This window comes from Streptomyces sp. NPDC001852 (genome assembly GCF_042891825.1).
Classification (GTDB): domain Bacteria; phylum Actinomycetota; class Actinomycetes; order Streptomycetales; family Streptomycetaceae; genus Streptomyces.
Window position 1 is genome coordinate 84,144 of the sequence record NZ_JBIATN010000016.1, and the last position, 17,936, is coordinate 102,079.

14 protein-coding genes are annotated in these 17,936 nt (G+C 71.3%); 5 read left to right on the forward strand and 9 right to left on the reverse strand.

Features of this window, described 5'->3' with window-relative positions; translation table 11 throughout:
* Positions 1-187 precede the first annotated feature (187 nt).
* Positions 188-712 (reverse strand): hypothetical protein, encoded by a 525-nt coding sequence (locus ACFYZB_RS27030; protein WP_388763176.1) that lies wholly within the window; start codon positions 710-712, stop codon positions 188-190.
* 65 nt (positions 713-777) lie between these two features.
* Positions 778-6,612: a TIR domain-containing protein gene (locus tag ACFYZB_RS27035; protein ID WP_388763177.1), complete on the reverse strand. Its 5,835-nt coding sequence runs from the start codon at positions 6,610-6,612 to the stop codon at positions 778-780.
* 101 nt (positions 6,613-6,713) lie between these two features.
* On the opposite strand from ACFYZB_RS27035, the gene ACFYZB_RS27040 reads away from it, so the two are divergent.
* Positions 6,714-7,997 (forward strand): SLC13 family permease, encoded by a 1,284-nt coding sequence (locus ACFYZB_RS27040; protein WP_388763179.1) that lies wholly within the window; start codon positions 6,714-6,716, stop codon positions 7,995-7,997.
* Here ACFYZB_RS27040 and ACFYZB_RS27045 read toward each other — a convergent pair.
* From ACFYZB_RS27045 to ACFYZB_RS27065, 5 genes are all read right to left on the reverse strand, one after another.
* On the reverse strand, positions 7,994-8,182 hold the full coding sequence (locus ACFYZB_RS27045; protein WP_388763180.1) for a DUF397 domain-containing protein: 189 nt from the start codon (positions 8,180-8,182) through the stop codon (positions 7,994-7,996). The two genes, ACFYZB_RS27040 and ACFYZB_RS27045, sit on opposite strands and share 4 nt — an antisense overlap.
* Positions 8,160-8,993 (reverse strand): Scr1 family TA system antitoxin-like transcriptional regulator, encoded by an 834-nt coding sequence (locus ACFYZB_RS27050; RefSeq protein WP_388763181.1) that lies wholly within the window; start codon positions 8,991-8,993, stop codon positions 8,160-8,162. The genes ACFYZB_RS27045 and ACFYZB_RS27050 overlap by 23 nt, the downstream gene beginning before the upstream one ends.
* Positions 8,994-9,144: 151 nt before the next feature.
* A complete protein-coding gene (locus tag ACFYZB_RS27055; protein WP_388763182.1) occupies positions 9,145-10,101 on the reverse strand; it encodes an inositol monophosphatase family protein in 957 nt (318 codons plus the stop codon).
* Positions 10,085-10,741 carry a hypothetical protein gene (locus tag ACFYZB_RS27060; RefSeq protein WP_388763184.1) on the reverse strand — a complete coding sequence of 219 codons (657 nt, stop codon included), beginning with the start codon at positions 10,739-10,741 and terminating at the stop codon, positions 10,085-10,087. Before ACFYZB_RS27060 ends, ACFYZB_RS27055 begins: the two co-directional genes overlap by 17 nt.
* 54 nt (positions 10,742-10,795) lie before the next feature.
* Positions 10,796-11,758, reverse strand: coding sequence for a hypothetical protein (locus ACFYZB_RS27065; RefSeq protein WP_388763186.1), 963 nt, complete (start codon positions 11,756-11,758; stop codon positions 10,796-10,798).
* Positions 11,759-12,110: 352 nt separating this feature from the next.
* Here ACFYZB_RS27065 and ACFYZB_RS27070 point away from each other — a divergent pair, with 352 nt between their 5' ends.
* The 3 genes from ACFYZB_RS27070 (at position 12,111) to ACFYZB_RS27080 (ending at position 14,275) form a co-directional block, all read left to right on the forward strand.
* On the forward strand, positions 12,111-13,010 hold the full coding sequence (locus ACFYZB_RS27070) for a helix-turn-helix domain-containing protein (protein WP_388763188.1): 900 nt from the start codon (positions 12,111-12,113) through the stop codon (positions 13,008-13,010).
* A 229-nt stretch (positions 13,011-13,239) separates the two neighbouring features.
* Positions 13,240-13,611 carry a hypothetical protein gene (locus ACFYZB_RS27075; RefSeq protein ID WP_388763190.1) on the forward strand — a complete coding sequence of 124 codons (372 nt, stop codon included), beginning with the start codon at positions 13,240-13,242 and terminating at the stop codon, positions 13,609-13,611.
* 469 nt (positions 13,612-14,080) lie between these two features.
* Complete coding sequence (locus ACFYZB_RS27080) at positions 14,081-14,275, forward strand: DUF397 domain-containing protein (protein WP_388763191.1); 195 nt, start codon at positions 14,081-14,083, stop codon at positions 14,273-14,275.
* A gap of 59 nt (positions 14,276-14,334) precedes the next feature.
* Here ACFYZB_RS27080 and ACFYZB_RS27085 read toward each other — a convergent pair whose 3' ends face one another.
* Together ACFYZB_RS27085 and ACFYZB_RS27090 are read right to left on the reverse strand one after the other, a co-directional pair.
* Positions 14,335-15,498, reverse strand: a complete 1,164-nt coding sequence (locus ACFYZB_RS27085; RefSeq protein WP_388763311.1) for a PotD/PotF family extracellular solute-binding protein — start codon at positions 15,496-15,498, stop codon at positions 14,335-14,337.
* A gap of 292 nt (positions 15,499-15,790) precedes the next feature.
* The gene (locus ACFYZB_RS27090; protein ID WP_388763193.1) at positions 15,791-17,230 is read right to left on the reverse strand and encodes a gamma-aminobutyraldehyde dehydrogenase; all 1,440 of its coding nucleotides are present in this window, start codon (positions 17,228-17,230) and stop codon (positions 15,791-15,793) included.
* 169 nt (positions 17,231-17,399) lie between these two features.
* Here ACFYZB_RS27090 and ACFYZB_RS27095 point away from each other — a divergent pair, with 169 nt between their 5' ends.
* Positions 17,400-17,921 carry an Lrp/AsnC family transcriptional regulator gene (locus ACFYZB_RS27095; RefSeq protein WP_067041370.1) on the forward strand — a complete coding sequence of 174 codons (522 nt, stop codon included), beginning with the start codon at positions 17,400-17,402 and terminating at the stop codon, positions 17,919-17,921.
* The last annotated feature ends 15 nt before the right edge of the window (positions 17,922-17,936 follow it).

A 17,936-nucleotide genomic window follows, 5' to 3' on the forward strand; every position in this document is an offset into this window, starting at 1 on the left:
AACACCCGGGACCGCTGAGGGACCGCCGCCGGGTCGGCCCCGACGGGATCGTCCATGCGGCGGCCACCGCCTGCTTGCCGCCGAGGGCGAGCGAGAGCGTGAAACCGGCCGGGACCGGCAGGCGCTTGCGCCAGACCGGGGCACGGGGCGGGGCGACAACAGTTTTCGCGCCGGGTGACGGCGTGCCTCAGGCCGCCGCCGGCCGAGCCCCGCCCGGCACTCCCAGCGCCTCCAGGCGCTTGATCTTCTTGCGCACGACGTACAGCGGGATCACGCCGAACACCCCGAACGACATGTCGATCACCGACCACCAGAAGGGGATTCCGCGGACAGGTCCGCAGACGAGCGCGAGCGGGATGATGCCGGCGCAGGCGATCATCCCGAACTCGACCACCCAGATGTTGCGGACGGGGTCGCGGTACGGCCCGTAGAAGGCGACCGCGATGACGAGGTGGGCGAAGGCCAGCCAGTCGGTGCCGTACAGCAGGAACGGGTAGTCGGTGTCGGCGGTGTCGAGGCCGTCGCGCACGCGCTCGATCCAGTGCGTCGGACCGGGCAGGTACCGCGGTACGGACAGCGCGCGCAACGCGCTCTCCGTCCAGCGCAGTTCGTGGACCAGGGGGAAGGCGGTGGCCCCGCTCAGGGCGAGGCACACCACGAAGAAGACCAGCCAGGCGCGAATGCCCTTGAGAAGGGCGGCTCTGTCGCTCATGGCATGAGCGTACGCCCTCTTTTGAACGCGTTCAAAAGCTCCCTCGGTCCTGCCCCTCCCCCGCGTCACCCCAGCGGCTCGTCCAGCGGCACCTGCCACACCCCCGGCAGATGCCCGTCCAACTCCCCCGGCTCGAAGCGGCACATGCCGACCGCGTGCCAGAACTCGCCGGTGACGTCTCCCTCGTACTTGTAGCCACCGGACGCGGACAGCGCCGCCCAGCCGCCGGGCATCCCGACCAGGGTGACCCGCAGGGTGGCCGGGCCGTCGGCGGGCACGTTCCACAGCCGTACCGTGCCGTCCTCGCCGCCGCTGGCCAGCAGGGAACCGTCGGGGCTGAAGGCCACGGCGAGGATCCTGCCGGTATGGCCCGTCAGCACGGCCGTCTCCTCGCCGGTGCCGGGGTTCCACAGGCGGACCGTGCGGTCGTCGCCCGCCGTCGCCAGCAGGGGGCGCAGGGGGTGGACCGCCGCAGTCCAGAGCTTGCCGGTGTGACCGGTCAGCCGGTGGTCGATCTCGCCGTCCTTCCAGACCACCGCCGTGCCGTCCCAGGAGGCACTGGCCAGCCAGGAGCCGTCGGGTGCGAACCCCACGGCGTACACCCGGTCGGCGTGGCCGTCGAGGACACCGGTGATCCGGCGTTCGGCCACGTCCCAGATCCGCACCTTGCGGTCGTCGCACCCGGTGGCCAGGACCGCGCCGTCGCACCGGAAGGCGATCGCGCGGACCCGCCCGAAATGCTCGGTGATGGTGGCGACGTGCGCCCCCGTGGCCCGGTACCACAGCCGTACCGTGTCGTCGTCGTTGGCGGTGGCGAGGAGTTCGCCGTCGGTGCTGAACGCCTCCGCCCACACGTGGTCGGTCTCGACGTCGAGTTCTCGCTGGTACTCGCCGGTGGCCGCGTTCCACAGGTAGAGGTCGCCGTCGCTGCTCGCGGTGGCCAGCAACGGTCCGGCGGGGCCGAACGCCGCCGACACCAGGCGGTCGCTCTGGCCGGTCAGTTCGCGCAGGCGCCGGCCGGAGGCGGCGTGCCAGACGCGGACCACACCGTCGTTGCCGCCGGCCGCCAGCAGCGAGCCGTCGGCGCTGAAGGACAGCGTGCCGACACGCCGCCCGTGGCCGCGCAGGATGCGCCGGCCCTGCCCGGTGGCGGGCTCCCACAGCCGTACGACACCGTCGTTGCCGCCGGTCACCAGCAGCGCGCCCGGACCCTGGGCGGGTGTGTCGCCGTGCGGGCGGAACTTGCACACCCACACCGAGCCACGGTGGTCGGCGGGCTGCCGGTTCAGCGGCGTCGCGACCGGGTCGGCCTCCGGCTCGATCCGCCACACCCGGACGACCCCGGCGCTGTCCCCGGCCGCGAGCAGGGACCCGTCCGGGTCGAACAGCACCTGGTACACGGCCCCGCGGCAGCCGCCGAGCAACCCGGACGAGCGCCCGGTGGCCAGGTCCCACAGCCGTACCTCCCCCTCGGTGTCCCCGCTGACCAGCAGGGCGCCGCCGGGGTGGAAGTCCAGCGTGTAGACGCGGCCGGAGTGGCCCGTGAACTCGTGCCGCACGGTCCCGGTCGCGAGGTCCCACACCCGTACCGTGCCGCCCTGCCGCTCGTCGCCCTGGTCGGTGGTGGCCAGCACCCTGCCGTCCGGGCTGAACCGCGCCCGGTACACCGCGCCGCGCTGGCCGGGCAGTTCGCCGGTCCGTACCCCGGTGGCGACGTCCCACAGCCGTACGGCGCCGGAGGCGTCCCCGGTGACCAGGGTGGTGTCGCCCGGCCCGAACGCCACGGTGTAGACGGGCGCCGCGTGGCCGGGCAGCCGGTGCAGGGGGGTGCCCGAGGCGGTGTCCCAGACGGTGACCACGCCGTCGGCGTCGCCCGTGGCCAGCAGGGCGCCCTCGGCGTCGAGGACGAGCGGCCAGACGCCGTCCGGGTGGATCCCGAGCCGGTGCAGACAGCGGCCGGAGACCGGGTCCCACAGCCGTACGGTGCCGTCGGCGCTGCCGGTGGCCAGGACCCGGCCGCGGAACTTGACGGCGTAGACCCGGCCGGTGTGACCCTGCAGGGTACGCAGGGGAATGCCGGTGGCGGCCTCGCAGACCAGCACGCCGCCGTCCTCGCTGCCGACGGCGAGCAGTTCGCCGTCGACGCTGAAGGAGATGGGTTCGGGCAGCCTGCTGGTACGCATGTCGAAGCCGTACGGCACACCGACCGCGGAGGGCCGGAAGCCCGAGTCGACGGCCATGCCGGGCGCGATCGCGGCTCCCTGGAGCTCGGGGGTCTGCGCAAGGGGCCCGGTGGTCGCCGAGATCAGCGCCGCCCGCCGCCACCGGCCGCCCTGCACCCGGGCGCCGCTCAGGTCGGTGCCGATCAGCCGGGCCCGCCTGAGGTCGGCGCCGCGCAGGTCGGCGCCCGTCAGATCGGCGCCGTCGAGCCGGGCGCCGACCAGGCGGGCGCTGCGCAGGACGGCGCCGGAGAGGTTGGCGCCGACCAGCCGGGCGTCGGTGAGGTCGGCGCGGGTGAGGTCCACCCCGGAGAAGTCACGGTGGGACAGGTCCTCCCCGGCCAGGGCGGCACCGCGCAGATCGGTGTGGGCGGGCACGCGGAGCCGGCTGAGGATCTTCACGGCGTTGGCGCGGGCGGCGTCCGAGGAGGCGTCCTGGGACGTGCCGGACAGCTCCCGCTCGGCCCACCCCTGGCAGACCCGGTGGTCGGCGAGGTCGCACAGGAACTCCGTGGCCAGCCGGCTGAGTTGGCGCCGACCCAGCAGGGCGCTGTCACCGTCGGTGATCCTGCGCGCGCACTCCCGGGCGACCAGCCACTCCACCACCGAGCCGTGGATGAACCGGAAGACCCCGTCGTCGCTGCGCACCAGCAGGCTGCCGGAGCCGATGGCGTGGGCGGTCTGCGGCACCGACAGCCGGGCGTCCGCGAGCCCGGTCAGGGTCTCGGCGACATCGGTCAGCTCGTCCAGCCGCAGCGAGTCCTGTCCGCTCTCCCACAGCCGCAGGGCGAGCGCGGTGACCGCGTCCCACAGCTGCTCCAGGGACAGCCCGGGCGCCCGGCCGGGACTGCCGCTGCCGCGCTGGACCTCGAAGTTCAGCCAGGCGGTGAGGACTTCCTCGTACAGCCCGGCGGGGCTGAGGGCGCGCCCGGCGCCGGCGACCGCGCGCAGCCGGTCGTCGTCCAGGTCGGCGACGAAACCGAGCAGCCGGGGGTTGCGGCACAGGGCGAGCAGGTCGGGAATGGCGTCCAGCAGCCGGATCCGGTGGTCGGCGGCGCGTTCGTCGCCGTCGTAGCGGTTGACCAGGTAGGCGCGGATCTGCCGCGGGCTGAACTCCTGCACGGCCAGCACCCGGCGGTGCGGGAGCAGGCCGACGCGTTCGCCGAGGGCGGTGAGCACCTGGCCCTGGGAGCGGAAGTGCTGGGTACGGCTGGACACCACGATCTTGGCGCTGTCCACGGCGGAGTCCAGCAGCACCTGCAGCCGCTCGGCGGCACGGTCGTAGGTGACCTGGTTGACCAGCTCGTCGAAGCCGTCGAAGAGCAGCACGATGCGGCCCTGCCGGAGCATGTACCTGAAGGCCCGCAGATCGATGTTGTCGACGCCGTGCGCGGCGAGGTGCGCGGCGACGAGACCCTCGAACGAATAGGCCCGGTCGAGAGCGTGCAGCTCGATCAACAGCGGGACGAGGTGCGGAAGTTCACCGGGGATCCGGCGGGCCAGCTCACGCAGCGCGAAGGTCTTGCCGTGCCCGAAGTCACCGAGGAGCAGCAGGAAGCGCCCCTGGTCGGAGTCGAGCAGCCGCAGCATCTCGTCCACCAGCCCGTCGCGGTCCTCGGCGTCGAGGCGCTCCACCTCCCGGTAGCGCTGCGGCAGGTACATGCCCGGGGGATAGCGCGGGTCGGTGCGCAGCCGCTCGCTCTGCCCGGCGACATGGCCGCGCAGGTCCAGCAGCCCCTGGAACTCGGTGAAGCTGCGCACCCGCACACCCCGGCGGCGGGCGGCGTCCCGCAGCTCACGGGCGGGCGGCGGCCCGTCGTGGACGAGTTCGGCCTCCGTCTCGGCGTCGGCGGCGTGCACGAGGGCCACGAACCGGTCGACGTCCTGCGCGCTCGGGGTGCCGGTGTGCACGGCCACCCGCTGCTGCCGCACGAAGCCGGACTGGCTCCAGGTGACGAGCAGTTGCGGCACCGGCCCGTCCACCGGGCGGATCTGGGCGCCCTCGTGCCGGGTGCGGCAGACCTCGGCGACCCGGGCGAGCAGTATCTCGGCCGGGGTCTGCACGGCGCGCGGCTCGGGCTCGGGGGCGCTGCTCAGGTCGGCAGGGGGTACGGCGTCCGGGGCCTGCGGCCCGAAGGCCCGCTCGGCCCGCCGCCACTGGAGCGCCCGCCGCCGCGGCTCCTCGGGCCCCTGCCAGACGGCCAGCCCCTCCCGGCCGACCCGCACCAGCTGGTGCCCGCCGGGCCGCCCGGCACCGATCACCGGCACCTCACCGGATCCGGTGACCAGGCCGGGCAGCGCGGCGCCGGGGTCGGCCGGACCGTGCAGCAGCAGGTGCAGCCGGGGCGCGGTCAGCCGGGTCAGCACATCGGTGTCGCGCAGCGGCCCGGCGCCGTCCAGGGCGGCCGTACCGGCGCGCCGCACGCCGGGGGCGGCCGGGCGGGCGGCACCCGGCGAGTGCCGTACCACCCCGATCCTGAGCCACCCTTCCGTCTCGTGCGGCCGCAGCGCCTGTGCGAACCACGCGGCCTGCTCCCGCCCGACCAGCCCGTACTGGTCGTCGCGCCGATGGCTGTACGCCATGGACGAGTTGAGGCCCGCGACCACGGTGTGCAGTTCCGGCACGGGGAAGAGGGTCCACGGCTGATCACTGTCGAAGACGACGTCGAGCCCCTGGTACAGCTCCTGGAAGAGCCGGGCGAAGTGCCGCCACTTGGGCCAGTACGGCGGCCGGGGCGGCATCTCGTCGGCCTCGCAGGTGCTGAAGTAGGCCTGGCAGGCGGCCTGGTTGACGTCCTGGCCACCGGGGACGAGGACGACCCGGTGCGGTTCGAGCCCGAGCAGGGCCCGCAGCCCGGTGAGGAAGGCGAGGGCCTGCTCGAACTCGCGCCGGCTGCCGGAGGCGGTGAGATCCCCGGTGACGACCAGCAGATCGGGCGAGGGCGCACCGGAGTCCGCCAGCTCGACCAGATCACCCCAGATGGCCGCCTGCAGCTCGGCGGGCTCCTGCCCGCGCCCGAAGGCGGGCCCGGCCAGCTGGAGCACGGTGACCGCCTCCCGCTCCCGGACGCCCCCGGACAGCCGCGGGTACGACGGCGGCGCGGCGGGTCTGCGGCGCCCCGCCCACCCGGGCCCGCCGAGCGGCCGCCCGGGGCTCGGCGCCGCGGGGACGGCGGCCACGGGACCGCCGTTCGCCCCACCGGGATAACCGGGAGCCAGGCTGGGCCGGGCCCGCCCGTCGAGGGCCTGCCGCACCCGGGCGAGCAGCAGCTCCCGTGCCGCCCCCGCATCGGTGACCGGCACCAGGTCCACGTAGGTGATGGTGGCGAGCAGCCCCTCCACCGGGATGTCCTCGACCCGCACGGTGATCAGCCGCCGCTCCGGCGCGTCCGGATCGGCCCGTAACGCCGCCTGCCACTCCATCCGCCCGTACCGCGACCGCTCGTAGTTCCTGGACAGTACGGCGATGACGGCGGCGGACCCGCTCACGCCGCGGTCCATGAAGTCGACGAAGTTCGTGCCCGGCACGAAGTCCCAGGCCTGCAGGACCGTCCGGTACCCGGCCTCCTCCAGGGTCCAGGCGATCCAGGACGCCCAGCGCTCATCGGCCGGCGAGTAACTGATGAAGAAGTCCAATGGCCCGGTGCTGCCGTCCCCCGGGGTGTTCTGACGAGCCACCATGTATTGATGATGCCGTGAAAAGAGAGGTTGATACCGGTCGTTTCCAGGCCTTCGACGGTGCCCTGGTCACAGCGACGCACAAACGTGCGACCCTTCCACACGTGCGTGCCTCACTGCTGCGTCTGCATGTCCTCGACCGGGTGGCGATCGGTCTGCTGGTGACCGGACTGGTGTGCGTGGCCACGGGAGTGCTGCCGACGGATTCCGCGTCCGGCGCGATGACACGCATCGCCCCGCTGCTGGCGTTCCTGGGCACGGTCATCGTGCTGGCCGAACTGACCAGCAGGGCCGAGGTGTTCGACGTGCTGGCGGCGCGGGTGGCGCGGGCGGGGCGGGGCAGCTATGCGCTGTTGTTCCTGCTGTGCGTGCTGTTCGCGTCGGTCACGACGATCGCCCTGAACCTGGACACGACGGCCGTCCTGCTGACGCCCGTCATGCTGGCGCTCGCCTCCCGGGTGGGCATCGCGCCGGTGCCGCTGGCGATGACGACGGTGTGGCTGGCCAATACGGCGAGCCTGCTGCTGCCCGTGTCCAACCTGACGAACCTGCTGGCCGCCAACCGGGTCGCGCTGTCCCCGTTGGGCCTGGCGGGGCGGATGTGGGCGCCCCAACTGGCCGCGCTGGCCGTGACGATGGCTTGTTTGTGGCTGTTCTTCTGGCGGCGGGGGCGACGGGAGGGGCCCGTGGTGGACCGGTCCGGCCTGATGGCGGCCGTACCGGTGTCGGGCCCGGGTGCGGCGCGTGCGGCGGATGTGCGTGCGGACGCCGCCGACCGCTATGTGCCGCCCGCCGTGCACCGCCCGGCCGACCCGGTGCTCTTCCGCGCCTGCGCGCTCGCCTGCGCCGGCTTTCTGCTGGCCATCCTGGTGGCCGACGTACCGCTGTGGGCGGCCTCCGGGACGGCGGCGCTCGTCGCGGTGGCGGCGTTCGGGGTACGGCGGCGGGCCGTACTGCGGCTGTCGCTGATCCCCTGGCGGCTGCTGGTGATGGTGCCGGGCATGTTCCTGGTGGTCGAGACCTTCGACGCGCACGGGCTGCACCATCTGCTGGCTTCCGCGGTCGGCACCGACGGCGGCACGCTCGGCCTCTTCCGCGCGGCAGCGGTCGGTGGCGGCCTGTCCAACGCGCTCAACAACCTGCCGGTGTATCTGGCCGGGGAAGCGGCGGTTCCCACGGGCAACCACGACCAGCTCCTCGCCCTGCTGGTCGGCACCAACGCCGGTCCGGTGATCACTCCTTGGGCGTCCCTGGCGACGCTGCTCTGGTACGAACGCTGCCATGCGTACGGGGTCCGGGTGCCGGTCCGCCGGTTGATGGGGACCGGCGCGGTACTGGCGACGGCGGCGGTTGTCGCGTCGGTGACGGCGTTGGCACTGACGCGCTAGCCGTCCGTCTTCACGGCACCGAGGAACGCCGACCAGGCCGCTGCCGAGAACACGACGGCGGGACCGGTGGGGTTCTTGCTGTCACGGACGGGGACGTGGGTGGGGGCGGCGGTGTCGTTCACTTCCAGACAGTTGCCGCCGCTCTCACCGCTGTAGCTCGACTTACGCCAGCCTGTGGGCTTCATGCTCGTAATCCTCCGCGACCGACCTGATCAGCGCCAGGGACTTACGGTGCGACAAGGCGTCGCCCAGTGCGTGATCGTAGACGTCCTCCAACTCGCGCACGGTGCCCTGGACTTCCCAGATCCTGCCCGACTTCAGGCCCTCCACGTAAGCGACGGGCGGCAGATCCTCGAACCACATGAGCTTGACGGGCCCCTCCAGGAGGGCATGCGCGCCCACCACGAAGGGGAGCACGTGTACGCGGATACGACGGCTCTCGCCCAGCTCCAGAATGTGCCGCAGTTGGTCGCACATGACGTCCGGGCCGCCGATCACCTGGCGCAGGGCGGCCTCACCCAGCAGAAGCGTCACCTTGGGTGAGTCGAAGTCGTCGAGGATGCGGGCACGTTCGAGCCGTGTGCGGAGCAGGCTGTCACGTCGCTCGTCGCTCTTGGCAGGGTGCCCCGAGCCCAGCACCTCGCGCGCGTAGCCCGGTGTCTGGAGGAATCCAGGAACGAGAATGGTCGCGTACTCCTTGATGGCGACGGCCTGCTGCTCCAGCTCCGCGGCCTCGGCGAAGTGCTCAGCCACCTTCCTGCCGTCCAGCACCGGCAGGAACCGCTCGAAGAGCCCGTCCGTGCACAACTCCCGGTCCAGCCGCCGCGCATCCTCCACGTCCGGCCGTCGGCGCCCCGCCTCGATGTGGGCGATGTGGGTGCGGGACATCACGACACGTTGGCTCAGTTCCTCCTGCGTGAGTCCCGCCGCCTCCCTCCGCCGCCTGAGCTCCTCCCCGTACCGCACCCGCGAGATGGGGTTGTCCTCGATGGCCACCCTTCAACTCCCCCTCGTGCTGACTCCGTCGTCACGCTCGGTCATCTACCGAAGCTACTCCCGCCCACTCACTCTGTGCACGTATCGCCACGGAACGTGAAAGGCGTTGAAGTGCAGGACCAGAATGAAGACGGGGTCGTCGGGGCGTTTCTCACGCTGAGGGTCTCCCGGGACGGTGGCCGGACGTGGGGGCCAAGGGTGACGTACCGGCCGCCGAAGAACGCCGCGCCGTTGGACCTGTCGGGGCGGTTCCCACCGTGCGAGTGTCCTGGGTGCCGGGAGAGAAGGGACTGACCAGGTCCAGCAGGTGCGGCAGCAGTTCCGGGCGCCCGGCGACGAAGGAGCGCCCGGTGTCGGGGCCGCCGAAGCCGCCGCCGAACTCCGCGCCGTCGAGGTGCCGTAGAGCGACACCGGCCTCGCGGGCCAGCAGCGCACCGGCGGGCAGGTCGATCGCCTCCGCGCGGTAGCCCACGAAGCCGTCGATGTCGCCCCGGGCCAGCATCGCCCAGGCGGCCAGGGGTGCCCAGAGCTGGAGCAGGCGCCGGGAGCGCAGTTCGAGGGTGTGCCGGAGGGAACAGGCCACGGGGTCGTCGCGGGGGACGCCGTGGCCCTGGGTCCACGCCAGCAGCGGACCGGCGGCGGGGAGGGGTCGGTCGTCGGCGGCGGGAAGCCGGCCGGCCGGGCCGTACGCCCCGCCGTCCCGCAACGCGGACCACGTGCGGCCGGTCATCGGATCGTGGACGACCCCCACCACCGGTGTGTCGTCGACGCACAGGGCGATGCCGACGACGTAGACGGCGAGCCCGATCACCACGTTGTTGCTTCCGTCGAGGGGGTCCACCAGCCAGGTGCGGCTGCCCCCGCCGTCCCCCGCCAGTTCCCCGGACTCCTCGGCGAGGATCCGGTCGTGCGGGAAGCGCTCCCGGATCCGCCCGACCACCAGCCGCTCGGCGGCGATGTCCAAGTCGGTGACGACATCGCCCAGTTGGCCCTTGACGCGGGCGGCGAACCCGTCGGGGAACCGGGACCGCAGCAGTGCCCCGGCCTCCTCGGCTGCCGCCACGGCTGTGGTGCGCTCGGCTGACCAGGGGTCAGGGTTCGGGCTCATGGATCCTCCTGAGGGCGGCCCGAGCGATCCGGGCGGTCTGGGTCGCGTCGCAGGTCCGGCGGACCATGCGGTGCCCGGGCACGGACGGCGGGCCCAGGGAGAGGTCCACCCGGCCGGGCAGGGTCCGCCCCAGGACCAGGGTGGCGGTGGGCCGGCCGTCCGGCACCACGCTGGTGTGGAATTCACCCGCCGGGAGGGCGTAGCTCTGGCCCCGGGTGTGGGTCTGCCGCGCGCCGGGCCGGCAGCGCACCAGCCGCTCCGTGGGCCGCAGTTCGTCCACGCCCGACGGATCGCTGTGCACTTCGAAGACCCGATGGGTGGGGTCTTTGGTGTCCTCGTCGATGCTGACCCGCCGGTTGTCGAGGTGCCCGTACAGCACGGTGCTGGTCAAGTCCCAGCTGTGGCAGTGGACTTGAGGAACGGACTCGTCGGGTTTCGCCTCCGGTGTGCCGAAGACGTGGACGCAGACACCGTCACTGCCGTCGCGCAGGACGGGCAGGCAGACGAACCCGAGTGGGTGGCGTACCGCGCGCAGGGCGCGGCGGCCGGAGGCGATCAGGTCGAGTTCGGTCACGGCGTGTCGTGTCAGCTCGGCGGTGGCGTGCCGCCGGGCGGCCCGTGCCAGGGCCGGGTAGTCCATGTTCCTTCCCCCTTGGTCACCCTTGGTTCCCCTTGGCCGGAACACGGCGCTCGCTCACCTGCGGTACGGGTTCTCCGCGCGCAGCGCCTTGTCGATGACGTCGCCGACGTCACGGTCGGTGAAGCTCGGCGGAAGCGGCAGGCCGAGCCGGTCGAGCAGCTGTCCGACCTCGTCCACGGTGGGCTCGTCGGCGAGCCGGACGGCCCCGGCCTCGCGCAGGTCGAGCTTGACCGCCTGCTCGCGGCTCTGGTGCAGCTCGGTGACGTAGTAGTCGTAGAGCGGCCGGTCGCGCTCCACATAGAGGCTGACCCGGCTGGGGTCGTCCTGGGTGATGATCAGGCAGCTGTCCGAGAGGTCGAACCGCAGCGCCGGTGCGACGGAGGACAGATGGACGTCGATCTCCAGGGTGTCCAGCCGCTGGCGGTGCCAGGCGGCGGCGACGACGGTGGCGTACGCCTCCTTGCGGGTGCGCTCGACGGTCCACTCGGCGTCGCCGGGGCCGGGGCCGAAGGTGCTGCGGAACCGCGCGTAGGCGGCACACACCTGTTCGTCGGCGGGATTGATGATGTCGATCTTCATGCTGATGGAGCGCCGCTGCCGCTGCGCCTCCAGTACGCACTCGGGCAGCGTGACGGCGCGCAGATAGGTGCCGGTGCCGCCCTTGAACACCCAGCGGGTGGTGGTGCGCCGGGCCCGCTCGTGCGCGAGTGCGACCTCGGCGCCGGAGAGCGTGCGGACCATCGCCAGGTCCTCGATGGCCCTGCCCGTCCCGGCGGTCGCGGCGCGGATGTCGGCCATCCGCCGGCGGCGCTCGGTGAGCGAGCCGTACACCAGTGCCGCGAGCACCAGCAGGGTGGCGCCGGAGACGATGTTGGCGTCCATGTCGTTGTTGAGGACGTCCATCAGCCCGACGGTGACGGCGACGACGATGGCGACGATCCCGTCCGCGTTCCGGACCGCCCAGCCGATCGCGTCCTCCAGCCGGCGCCCGGCCCCCTGTGGTGCGCTGTTCGTCACGTCCACCCTCCCCCGACGGTGGCTCCCATCGTAGGAGGAAGGGGAGCGGGTCAGCCATGGGGCAATCGGCCGTGAAATGCCATAGCACAGTCGATCGCGTACCACTCGAACGCAGACATGTCGGTCTGTCAGATCCGGTACGGTGACCCCCATCATGCAGACAGGCGGAAGGTGAGTTGCACTTCTGCCATGTCGCATTCTGCGACGCCCCGTTCTGCGGCGCCCGCCCAGCGCACAGGCCGCCGGCCTGCAGGCCAAGTGTCCCTGTGCGCGCAACTAGTGAGGTATTCCCTGGCGATATGACAATCTGCTACATTGCACATTGGACCTTCAAGGTAGGGAGGTGGCGATCGTGAGCACTCCGAGCGCTGCCGTGCAGCGCCTCCGTCTGAGGACGGAGTTGCGGAAGGCCCGGAACCGCGTGGGGCTGACGCAGCGTGAAGTCGCCACGAAGATGTACTGGAGTCCGTCCAAGCTGATCAGGATCGAGGCCGGAGAGGTCGCCATCTCGGTCAACGACCTCAAGGCGTTGCTCAGCGAGTACGGGGTGACCGATCGCCGCAAGGTCGAGGAACTGCTGCAGTTGGCGCGCAGCAGCCGCAAGATGCCGTTCACGGAGTACCGGGACGTGCTGAGCAAGGAGTTCCTGTCCTTCCTGGCCCTGGAGTCGTCCGCCTCGATCATCCGCGGGTTCCACTTCTTCGTGGTTCCCGGGCTCTTCCAGACCGAGGAGTACATGCGGGCCATGGCCGCGGGGACCGGGCAGGCGACCTCGCCGGAACGCCTGGACCGGCTGGTCGAGGCCCGGCTGGCCCGGCAGGAGATCCTTGAGGGCGACGACGGGCCCGAGCTGTTCCTGATCATGGACGAGTCCGTCATCCGCCGGCAGATCGGTGGCCCGAAGGTCATGCGGTCCCAGTTGGAGCGCCTGGCGGACCTGAGCGAGCATCCGCGGATCACCATCCAGGTGCTCCCCTTCGGCGTGGGAGCGCACCGGGGCCTGATGGGGCCCTTCACCCACTTCGAGTTCCGTGAGGAGGGAATGCCGGACTCCGTCTATCTCGAGAACCCGCGAGGAGAGTCGTACTCGAGCAACGACCCGGAGGTCACCGGCCAGTATCTGGAGATCTTCTGGGGTCTGGAGGACCAGGCGCTCCGGGACGACATCGGCACCTTTCTGCGTTCCATGGCAGCCGATGTCGGCGACGACGGCCACGGCCTGACACTGGCTGCGCCCGCCGAGACCCCCTGACGGCGGCGCAGCGGAAGCTGAGGATCAGGAACGGCACGCAGGACGGCCACACCCCCGGACCCGGTGACGGGTCATCGGCCCCGACGCGCCGGACCGCTAGGCAAGGCGCTGCCCGCAGCCACACCGCCGGCTGCGGTTTCTGACCAGGGATCACCGAGGTGGCCGATGGCAAGGTCGCGGGTTGGCGCGGGGTTCCGGCGCGGTCGGCGCCGGGTGCGGGGGTGCGGGCATGGCAGCACGTAGGCGGGTGGACACCTGGATCCACATCTGCAGCGAGATCATCCACGACGTACTGCCGTCCCGCACGCGCACGGTGCATCTGCTGTGGCTCGTCACCATCCCGCCGGTCGTGATCGGCGGGTTCTTCGCCGTGCTGTTCACGGTCGTGATCCCCGATCCGGGCCACTGGCCCGGCGTACTGGGCTGCGGCGCCGGTGTGCTGGTCACCGCGCGGTTGCGGCGGTGGCTCGGGCGTCGCACGGCGGCCCGCGAACTCACTCGAGCGGAAGCAGCAGTTCACCCCGGCGCCGCGCCCGAGTCGTCAACACCCGGTGAGCCGCCCGGTGGAGAGAGTGCCCCCACCAGCCCGCGGCCACCATGAGGAGCGAGGCCGCCAGGATTCCCAGCGGTGTCGAGTCGAACAGCGCGGCGGCACCGTATCCGGCGCCGTACGCCAGGGTGCCGGACACGATCACGTAGACCGCCTGCATCCAGAGCAAGGACCGAGGAGAGGGAGAGGGAGCCGCACGCGTCATCGATCATCCCCTCGTGAGATGTCTCCCGTCAGCCTAGCGCGCCGCGCGGCGGAAGGAGTGAGTCCGGAACCAACGGGTGCCTCGCCGGCCATCGAACCGGCCATGTCCGGCTGCCGTCCTCGTCACGGCGCGATGTGTCATGTTCTTTCCCGCGAGGCATTGTTACGGTGAAGGACGAGTGCTGGTATTCCGTTGTGCGATCACTCGGGCTGAGGGGGACGAGGGGCCCGTAACCGGTCGACGGCAGGTGGCACCTCACCTCGCCGGGCCAGCCGGGCCGGCAGTCCCTCCGCATTCGAGGCGGAGGAGGCGTGAGTGGCAGAGCCGTGGGCGTGGCGCAAGAGCAGTTTCAGTGACCTCGGAACAGCCGACTGCGTCGAGGTCGCCTGCACCGGTGACCGGATCATGGTCCGTGACACCAAGGACAGGGACCACGCCACCCTTCGCTTCACACCGGCCAGTTGGCGCGCCTTCCTGGCCCGAGCGACGCGTGGACCGAGCGATCCATGAGGCGCTCCTGCTGATCACACCTCCGGACAGGCCCTCGTCCCAGGCGGCTCTCGGCGTCGCTAAAGCCCCACGATCCTGTTCCACCGCCTCGCGAACTCCACCCGCTCCGTGGACGTGATGTCCCGGGCGATCGCGAGGCGCGCCCGCATGCCGGCGTCGGGGAAGATGAGGGGGTTGTCGGCGAGGGCCGCGGTGTCCTTGTCCTTCGAGGAGGCGAGGACCTCCTGGGCGGCCGGTACCGGGCAGACGTAGTTGACCCACGCGGCCAGTTCCGCGGCGGTCTCGGGAGCGTAGTAGTAGTCGATCAGGCGCTCGGCGTTGGCCTTGTGGCGGGCGCGGTTGGGGATCATCAGGGAGTCCGACCACAGCTCGGCGCCCTCCTCGGGCACGACGAAGCGGATGTCGGGGTTGTCGGCCTGGAGCTGGATGACGTCGCCGGAGTAGGCCTGGCAGGCCAGGACGTCCCCGCTGACCAGGTCCTTGGTGTAGTCGTTGCCGGTGAAGCGGCGGATCTGGCCGCGGTGGATCTCGCGCTCGACCTCGTCGCAGACGTGGTGGAAGTCGTCCGCCGTCCACCGGGTGATGTCCACGCCGTTGCCCTGCATCAGCAGCGCGAAGGACTCGTCCAGGCCGGAGAGCAGGGTCACGCGGCCCTTGAGGTCGCTCGCCCAGAGGTCCTTGACGTGCCGGATCTCGCGGCCCAGCTTCCTGCGGTTGTAGGCGATGCCGGTGATGCCGGACTGCCAGGGGACCGTGAAACGACGGCCCTTGTCGAAGGCGGGTGAACGGAGCAGCGGGTCGAGGTACTTCGCGACGTTCGGCTGCCGGGCGCGGTCCATCTCCTGGACCCAGCCGAGGCGGACGAACCGGGCGCACATCCAGTCGCTGATGACGATCAGGTCGCGGCCGGTGGACTGGTGGTTCATCAGCGCGGGGCTGATCTTGCCGAAGAACTCGTCGTTGTCGTTGATCTCCTCGACGTAGTCCACGGAGATCCCGGTGCGCTTCTCGAAGGCGTCCACGGTGGGCCGCCTGTTGGGGTTCTTGTCATCGGTGTCGATGTACAGCGGCCAGTTCGCCCAGGTCAGCTTCCTGTCGGCCGTGGACTCGTCGCCGACGGCCCGGTCGCCGGGCGCGACATAGGCGGCGGGCACCCCGCAGCCGGCCAGGGCACCGAGCGCGGCGGTGCCGCCGAGGGCGCGCAGGAGGGAGCGGCGGGACATCGCGGACGTACGAGAGGAAGTCAGGGGCACCCCGGAAGGATGCCGTCCCGCTGCCGTCGCCGACAATCGACGCTGCGTCGAGCATGGCCCCGGCTGCCCGACACCCTGTCGATCGCGGCCACCGACCTCCGTACGGTGGACCGGCTCCGTACGGTCGCTCCGGCGCACGGAGCGGGCGGCACGGCTCGAACCGGCCGAGCAGGAGCTGGAGTTCGCCGCCGGGGCATGAGACAGCGCGCCCCCGGACGAGGAGATGACCCGTCCGGGGGCCGCTCGCTGCCGCTCCCGGTGCTTACTCTCCGAGGGACGTCATCACGTGCTTGATCCGCGTGTAGTCCTCGAACCCGTACGCCGACAGGTCCTTGCCGTAACCGGACTTCTTGAAGCCGCCGTGCGGCATCTCCGCGACCAGCGGGATGTGGGTGTTGATCCACACGCAGCCGAAGTCGAGCTTCTTGGACATGCGCATCGCGCGGGCATGGTCCTTGGTCCACACGGAGGAGGCGAGGGCGTACTCGACGCCGTTGGCCCACTCGACGGCCTGGTTCTCGTCGGAGAAGGACTGGACGGTGATGACCGGGCCGAAGACCTCCTTCTGGATGATCTCGTCGTCCTGCTTGACGCCGGAGACGACGGTCGGCGCGAAGAAGTAGCCCTTGTCGCCGACGCGCTTGCCGCCGGCCTCCACGCGCGCGTGGGCGGGCAGCCGCTCGATGAAGCCCTCGACCTGCTTGAGCTGGTTGGGGTTGTTGAGCGGGCCGAAGAGGACGTCCTCGTCGTCCGGCTGACCCGTCTTGGTGTCCTCGGCGGCCTTCGCGAGCGCGGCCACGAACTCGTCGTGGATCGCCTCGTGGACCAGGACGCGGCAGGCGGCCGTACAGTCCTGGCCGGCGTTGAAGAAGCCCGCCACGGAGATGTCCTCGACGGCCTTGGCGATGTCGGTGTCCTCGAAGACGACGACCGGTGCCTTGCCGCCCAGCTCCAGGTGGACCCGCTTGAGGTCCTTCGACGCCGACTCGGCGACCGACATGCCGGCGCGGACCGAGCCGGTGATGGAGGCCATCGCCGGGGTGTCGTGCTCGACCATGAGCCGGCCGGTCTCGCGGTCGCCGCAGACGACGTTGAAGACGCCCTTGGGCAGGATCGAGCCGATGATGTCCGCGATCAGGACGGTCGACGCCGGGGTCGTGTCCGACGGCTTCAGCACCACCGTGTTGCCGGCCGCGATCGCCGGGGCGAACTTCCACACGGCCATCATCATCGGGTAGTTCCAGGGGGCCACCTGGGCGCAGACACCGACCGGCTCGCGGCGGATGATCGAGGTCATCCCCTCCATGTACTCGCCGGCCGAGCGGCCCTCCAGCAGTCGCGCCGCGCCCGCGAAGAAGCGGATCTGGTCGACCATCGGCGGGATCTCCTCGGAGCGGGTGAGCCCGGTCGGCTTGCCCGTGTTCTCCACCTCGGCCGCGATCAGTTCCTCGGCGCGCTCCTCGAACGCGTCCGCGATCTTGAGCAGGGCCTTCTGGCGCTCGGCGGGGGTGGTGTCGCGCCAGGCCGGGAAGGCGCGGGCGGCGGCCTCCATCGCGGCGTTGACGTCCGCCTCGCCGGACAGCGGCGCGGTCGCGTACGCCTCGCCCGTCGCGGGGTTGACCACCTCGGTGGTCCGTCCGTCGGCGGCGTCCCGGAACTCACCGTCGATGTAGTTGCGCAGACGACGCAGCTCGGTGCTCACTGCCGGCCTCCTGATCTGGTTCTACTGTCCACTCACTGAGACACCCACACTAGTCGCCGAGCCGACGTTTTCAACACCCCCACGGCCACCTCTTCTGCGAAATCCGCAAGCTTCGGTCTCATAAACAACGAATTTCATCGATCGGGGCTTGCGAAACTGTCGAGACCTCGTGCACAGTGAGGTCGTGGCCAGTCGAAGCGCAGACCAGAGGGACTCCACCCGCGAGTCCAGGAACGGCGGCACCCCCCAGCTGGACGCCGTCTCCCTCGCCATCATCCAGCAGCTCCAGGAGGACGGCCGCAGGCCGTACGCCGCGATCGGCAAGGCCGTCGGCCTGTCCGAGGCGGCCGTGCGCCAGCGCGTCCAGAAGCTGCTGGACCAGGGCGTGATGCAGATCGTCGCCGTCACGGACCCGCTCACCGTGGGCTTCCGCCGCCAGGCGATGGTCGGGATCAACGTCGAAGGCGATGTCGAGTCGATCGCGGACGCGCTGACTGACATGTCGGAAGTCGAGTACGTGGTGATGACCGCGGGCTCGTTCGACATCCTCGCCGAGATCGTCTGCGAGGACGACGACCACCTGCTGGACGTCATCAACAAACGCATCCGGGCGCTGCCCGGGGTGCGCTCCACCGAAAGCTTCGTCTACCTGAAGCTGAAGAAGCAGACCTACATGTGGGGAACCCGATAACCGTGAGGACCCGAT

Excerpts from the sequence above, each read along its gene's own strand:
- ACFYZB_RS27030 (WP_388763176.1), bottom strand. The coding sequence starts at position 712 with ATGAGCGACAGAGCCGCCCTTCTCAAGGGCATTCGCGCCTGGCTGGTC.
- ACFYZB_RS27035 (WP_388763177.1), bottom strand. The coding sequence starts at position 6,612 with ATGGTGGCTCGTCAGAACACCCCGGGGGACGGCAGCACCGGGCCATTG.
- ACFYZB_RS27045 (WP_388763180.1), bottom strand. The coding sequence starts at position 8,182 with ATGAAGCCCACAGGCTGGCGTAAGTCGAGCTACAGCGGTGAGAGCGGC.
- ACFYZB_RS27055 (WP_388763182.1), bottom strand. The coding sequence starts at position 10,101 with ATGAGCCCGAACCCTGACCCCTGGTCAGCCGAGCGCACCACAGCCGTG.
- ACFYZB_RS27060 (WP_388763184.1), bottom strand. The coding sequence starts at position 10,741 with ATGGACTACCCGGCCCTGGCACGGGCCGCCCGGCGGCACGCCACCGCC.
- ACFYZB_RS27075 (WP_388763190.1), top strand. The coding sequence starts at position 13,240 with ATGGCAGCACGTAGGCGGGTGGACACCTGGATCCACATCTGCAGCGAG.
- ACFYZB_RS27085 (WP_388763311.1), bottom strand. The coding sequence starts at position 15,498 with ATGTCCCGCCGCTCCCTCCTGCGCGCCCTCGGCGGCACCGCCGCGCTC.